This is a genomic window from Flavobacterium sp. (genome assembly GCF_035456085.1).
Taxonomy (GTDB): domain Bacteria; phylum Bacteroidota; class Bacteroidia; order Flavobacteriales; family Flavobacteriaceae; genus Flavobacterium.
The window spans coordinates 1-5211 of the sequence record NZ_DATIDY010000014.1 but is presented as its reverse complement, the minus strand read 5'-3'; the positions used below and the strand labels follow the sequence as shown (position 1 = coordinate 5211).

The window sequence follows — 5211 nt, the reverse complement described above, 5'->3', positions numbered from 1 at the left end:
TCAAAAGACCACTGCTAACAGCCACTACAACGGATTTGAGCATTGGGCTTAATCGAAAGATGGTTTTGTATTTGGGATGATTTGGCAAATCCGAAAATAGGGCTTAATTTAACCCCAAACCCGCTGTAGTGCCAAGACGTTGGTGGCAAGTTGAGCCGAAATTACGCAGATAATTTCGATTTGAAAATAAAGTTCTCAACTCGCAGGAAATTTCCAAAGCAGAAGCGTGATAATTGGAATCGCCAGCAGAAACTTGAAAAAATTGAAACCTGAAAAGCAGAAGCGTGAAAGTCTGAATCTTCAAACAGAAACTTGAAAATTGGAATCTGAAAAGCAGAAACTTGAAAAGTTTTTTTTCGCAGAAATTAAAAAGTGAATAATTAAAAATAATACGTCGAAAATTGCAAACCGAAAATAGGAATTTAAAAGTTGGATTGTGCCAACAGAAGCGTAAAAAATTTGCGGTTTAATTGTAATTTCGACTAAACAACCAGCCACCAACACACGCTACAAGCAATTTGGGGATTTGGTTTAATGGAAAAATTGGTTTGTATTTGGAAGATTTGGCTAATCCGAAAGATAACGCTGATTTAACCCCAAACTGCTTGTAGCGCGAGAACGTTGGCAGTAATTGTATCGCAGAATGAAGAAATTTACTCCAATTAACATATAAAAAAACACTTTTAAAAGTTAAATCTATATTGTATATTATACTATCTATTGTATATTTGGTTAATTAACGTACTTTTGTAAAAAATAATCATGGCAACACTACAAAAAATATTAGCACCTGCAAATTGGGAACTTACTTCTCCAACTGAACGCTTATATACATCAGACCATGTTATTGATGCCTATCTTACAGGCAAAAATGAGGCATTAGAGCAAACAGAAAAATTAATTATTGATAAATTAAAAACCAATATTAATAACTCTGGTTCTCATACAAATGAAATATTAAAACATCTAAAAAAACAAAAGTTTAATCCAATTGGGGCTTATTTAAAAATAAACTCATGGGATGATTTTTCTATTTTATTAATTTTACCTGAAAATGAATTTTTAAGTGATAAAATCTTTTCTGTTTACGATTATCTTACAAATTTGGAGGACAGTGTAAGTTCCGAATTTTACAAACTAAATGTTAGTATCTATGATACTGATGGAGAGATTGATGATAATTGTATTAAAGCAGACGGTTTTAATTTAAAACACAAATCTTCAAAGTAAAATATGAGTAAAGAACATGCAAAACATAATGAAGATGTTTGTGATTTTCTTATTGCAGATGGAAAATTTACTGATTGGATTGTTACTACTTCTTTTTATTCTGCGTTGCATTATGTACAACATGAAATTTTTCCTTTAACTGAAAACGGAACTACGTATCCACATTTTAATACTTATTATAATTCAGTATTAAAAAGTAGAAGGATTTCTAAACATGAAGGCACAAAACAACTTGTTAGAACTCATATTCCAACTTGTTTCTCCTATTATAGATGGCTTTTGGATGCTTGTATGAATGCAAGATATTCGAATTACAGAGTATCTACAGCTAAAGCAAATCTTGCAAAGACAAATTTAGATGAAATAAAAAAACATCTTAAAAAATAGGTTAAAAAACATCTTTATCTATAATTACAACTACTGCCAACACACGCTACAAGCAATTTGGGCAATTGGCTTAATAGAAAAATAGTTTTGTATTTGGGATGATTTGGCAAATCCGAAGAATGGGCTTAATTTAGTCCCAAACCCGCTGTAGTACCAGAACGTTGGCAGTAATTGTAACCGAAAAATGACTAAAGAAGAATTTAAAACATTTTGGACTCTAACCTATCCTGACACGATACCAATTTCGTATCTATTTAAAAACGATTATACTCAAAAATGGTTCAGAATCCATAGTTTGCCTGAATCGAAACGATATCCTGAAAGTGAAAATGAATGGGAAATTTTATTGGGAAGACAAAATCAAATAATCACTGACTTATTTGGCGAAAACGAAAAAATTTTACTTGTAACGGGTGAATATAATTGGGGCGAACGAGCGACTTTCATTACTGACGAAGAAGAAGTTTTTAAACCTTACAAGTTTTTGAGACTTGATAACATAGATATGTTTGAATATAACTCAGATGATTATGATAAAGGAGAAATTTATAGACCTGCATTTGCCGAAATAATTTGGAATTTAAATCACTATAACAATTTGCTTAGAGAAATCGCTATCAACAATGTAAGTGCTTTTTTTGTTTCAATTGTCAAAAATATAATTGTAGTTCCTTATGATGGAGGGATTGACTTTATTTTTAAAGACAGTGAAACAAGAGATTTTTATAAAGAAAAATATAAAGATTGGTTATCGGAACGTGAAGACGGATTGTGAAGGACGAACGAAAAACAACTACTGCCAACAGCTACTACAACGGATTTGGGCAATAGGCTTAATGGAAAAATGGTTTTGTATTTGGAATGATTTGGCAAATCCGAAGAATGGGCTTAATTTAGTCCCAAACCCGCTGTAGTACCAGAACGTTATGCGGGAGTTATGCCGAAATTACGCAGATAAAAACAATTAGAAAATAAATTGGTTTCCGCAAGAAGTTTACAATGCGGAAGCGTGAAAGTTGGAATCGCTAACTGAAGTCGAAAAGTTGGAAGCTGACAATTGACAGACGAAAAACTGAAGTGTAAAAAGTAGAAACGCGGAAAGCGGAAACGTGAAAATTGGAATTTGAAAAGCAGAAACTTGAAATTTTTTGCGCAGAATTTATAAATCGAAAAGTAAATAATTGAAAATAAAACGTTGAAAATTGCGAACCGAAAAGCAGAAACGTGAAAATTGGAATGTGCCAACAGAAGCGTAAAAAATTTGCGGTTTAATTGTAATTTCGACAAAATAACCCCCGCATAACAGCCACTACAACGGATTTGGGTATTTGGCTTAATGGAAAAATGGTCTTGTATTTGGAAGATTTGGCAAATCCGAAGAATGGGCTTAATTTAATCCCAAACCCGCTGTAGTGCCAAGACGTTATGTGGGAGTTGAAAAAAGAAATTTACTGCTAAAATCACGTTTTTTTAAAAGCGAATTGTTGCGCAGAAAATCGAAATACAGAAACCTAAAATTAGAGTTTTAATTGAAAACTTGAATGTCGGAGTTTCTAAACTGAATCCGAAATGCAAAACTTGAAAAGCAGAAACTTAAATTTCAGGGTTTCTAAACTGAATCTGAAAAACAAAACTTAAAAATTGGAGTTTTAAATTAGATTGCGAAAATTGGAACTTAAATATTGAAGTTTCATTGAGAATAAAAAATAAACAATCGTTTTGGGTGCCAACTGAAACGAAAAAGGGAATAAAATTTAGCCGAGATTTGGGCAAGAATTAGGTTTTTAATCTGCCAAGATAAGGCTGAAAATCGATTAATAATTGGGAATATCGGCTAGAAACAACCCCCACATAACAGCCACTACAACGGATTTGGGCATTGGGCTTAATGGAAAGATGGTTTTGTATTTGGGATGATTTGGCAAATCCGAATATAGGGCTTAATTTAGTCCCAAACCCGCTGTAGTGCCAAGACGTTAGTAGCCATTTTAAAACCAAAATAATGAAATTGAAGTTTTGTATATTTATTATTTCGATATTTACTTTTCAAGCTTGTGAAAAGAAAGCAGACGAAAGATTTACCAAAACTTGGTACGATACAGAATATGTAATTCCTGGAAAAACAATTTTAACCATCAATTCAGATTTTACTTTTAAATATAATGCGAGAGGTTGTGAATGGCATTCAATTTCAAAAGGCAAATGGTCATTTATAGGCGACACAATTGAATTAAATAGTATTCGTATTGACACGTGTTACAATATGTTTCCTTTTGCGGAATGTATTAAGTTTGGAGAATATAATAACAAAAAAATCCCAACAACTATTCCGAATTGTACTGCCGAAAGCGGAACTGACTATGTTCTTTTTAATAAAGAGAAATTTTATCTCAAAAATGATTCTTTAGTTTATAAGCGAAAAGCAAATTCAAATTGCTCAGATTCGTTAAGAATAGTTTTTGCGAAAACGGAAAAAAGAAGAAAAAACGGCTACTAACAGCTACTACAACGGATTTGGGCAATAGGCTTAATGGAAAGATGGTTTTGTGTTTGGAATGATTTGGCAAATCCGAAGAATGGGCTTAATTTAGTCCCAAACCCGCTGTAGTAGCGGGACGTTGTGCGATATTAACCCAAATAATAACTAAAAATGAAAATAAAATCACTGTTTTTCTCTATCTTTTTACTAACGATTTTTACAGGATTTTCTCAAACTAAAAAACTTATTGGTTTTGGTAATGCCAAAATCGGAATGTCAATTTTAGAATTTAATAAAACATTTGATAAAAAAATTAATAATGCAAATCAATGGATAAGTGACGGTTCTAGATCACTATATATAACAAATCAAATCAAAATTGATGATGTTGAATATACCTTTTACAATAGAAAATTAATTCAAATCAAATGCGGATTTAATGAACAATTATATAATGGTCTTGTAAAAATATATCAAATTGATTATAAGAAAAAAATATCTAACAACCATCAGTTTTTTAAATTCAAAAACACTGAAAAAAATATAATTTGTATAGGAATTAAAAATATTGAATTAGTGATTTATGATAAAAGCTTAAGACCTGCAAAAAAAACAGCCATTTCTTTGATTTTTAATTGTGAATCAATATTAGAGTTAGATAAAATTGAAAATTTTGAAGGATTATAAAACAACATAAACTAAACATATTATTGTAAAAAAATAATATCAAAACAAAAAAACAAATTCTTTTAAATTTATATTTTATGGCATTTATTATAGGTCAAAAAGTTATATACACATCTGTAGGTGGTAAAAAAGAAAACGCCACTATTCTTTTAAGAAAAATAGACTTCCCTAACGGTCAGATTGATACATTCAACATAAAAGGTGGTTATTTTGATTATCAAATTTCTTTAGAACGGAACGGAGAATTAATCGAGACATTTTGTTTAGAAAAAGAGCTATCTTAACATCGCACAACAGCTACTCCTATGTAAAGCATCGTAAAGTTATTCACAACTTTTGAGAGGGTTATATGTTGGTTACTTTTCGAGTATAGAATTCCGTTCCAACGGCTTGTTGAAAAAGTTGGAGACAACTTTTTGTCTGCCGAA

6 protein-coding genes are annotated in these 5211 nt (G+C 31.2%); all 6 read left to right on the top strand.

What is annotated here, in order from left to right:
* The first annotated feature begins 762 nt into the window (after positions 1-762).
* The 6 genes from VLC96_RS00930 to VLC96_RS00905 all read left to right on the top strand — a co-directional run bounded on the left by VLC96_RS00930 (position 763) and on the right by VLC96_RS00905 (position 5067).
* Positions 763-1230 (top strand): hypothetical protein, encoded by a 468-nt coding sequence (locus VLC96_RS00930; protein ID WP_325260165.1) that lies wholly within the window; start codon positions 763-765, stop codon positions 1228-1230.
* Between the two features lie 3 nt (positions 1231-1233).
* Positions 1234-1617 (top strand): hypothetical protein, encoded by a 384-nt coding sequence (locus VLC96_RS00925; RefSeq protein WP_325260164.1) that lies wholly within the window; start codon positions 1234-1236, stop codon positions 1615-1617.
* A 184-nt stretch (positions 1618-1801) separates the two neighbouring features.
* Positions 1802-2392 carry a DUF3885 domain-containing protein gene (locus tag VLC96_RS00920; protein WP_325260163.1) on the top strand — a complete coding sequence of 197 codons (591 nt, stop codon included), beginning with the start codon at positions 1802-1804 and terminating at the stop codon, positions 2390-2392.
* A 1227-nt stretch (positions 2393-3619) separates the two neighbouring features.
* Positions 3620-4114, top strand: a complete 495-nt coding sequence (locus tag VLC96_RS00915) for a hypothetical protein (protein ID WP_325260162.1) — start codon at positions 3620-3622, stop codon at positions 4112-4114.
* A 153-nt stretch (positions 4115-4267) separates the two neighbouring features.
* Positions 4268-4783 (top strand): hypothetical protein, encoded by a 516-nt coding sequence (locus VLC96_RS00910; RefSeq protein WP_325260161.1) that lies wholly within the window; start codon positions 4268-4270, stop codon positions 4781-4783.
* A gap of 77 nt (positions 4784-4860) precedes the next feature.
* Positions 4861-5067 carry a hypothetical protein gene (locus VLC96_RS00905; protein ID WP_325260160.1) on the top strand — a complete coding sequence of 69 codons (207 nt, stop codon included), beginning with the start codon at positions 4861-4863 and terminating at the stop codon, positions 5065-5067.
* Positions 5068-5211: the final 144 nt, after the last annotated feature.

Excerpts from the sequence above, each read along its gene's own strand:
- VLC96_RS00915 (WP_325260162.1), top strand. The coding sequence starts at position 3,620 with ATGAAATTGAAGTTTTGTATATTTATTATTTCGATATTTACTTTTCAA.
- VLC96_RS00905 (WP_325260160.1), top strand. The coding sequence starts at position 4,861 with ATGGCATTTATTATAGGTCAAAAAGTTATATACACATCTGTAGGTGGT.
- VLC96_RS00930 (WP_325260165.1), top strand. The coding sequence starts at position 763 with ATGGCAACACTACAAAAAATATTAGCACCTGCAAATTGGGAACTTACT.
- VLC96_RS00920 (WP_325260163.1), top strand. The coding sequence starts at position 1,802 with ATGACTAAAGAAGAATTTAAAACATTTTGGACTCTAACCTATCCTGAC.
- VLC96_RS00925 (WP_325260164.1), top strand. The coding sequence starts at position 1,234 with ATGAGTAAAGAACATGCAAAACATAATGAAGATGTTTGTGATTTTCTT.
- VLC96_RS00910 (WP_325260161.1), top strand. The coding sequence starts at position 4,268 with ATGAAAATAAAATCACTGTTTTTCTCTATCTTTTTACTAACGATTTTT.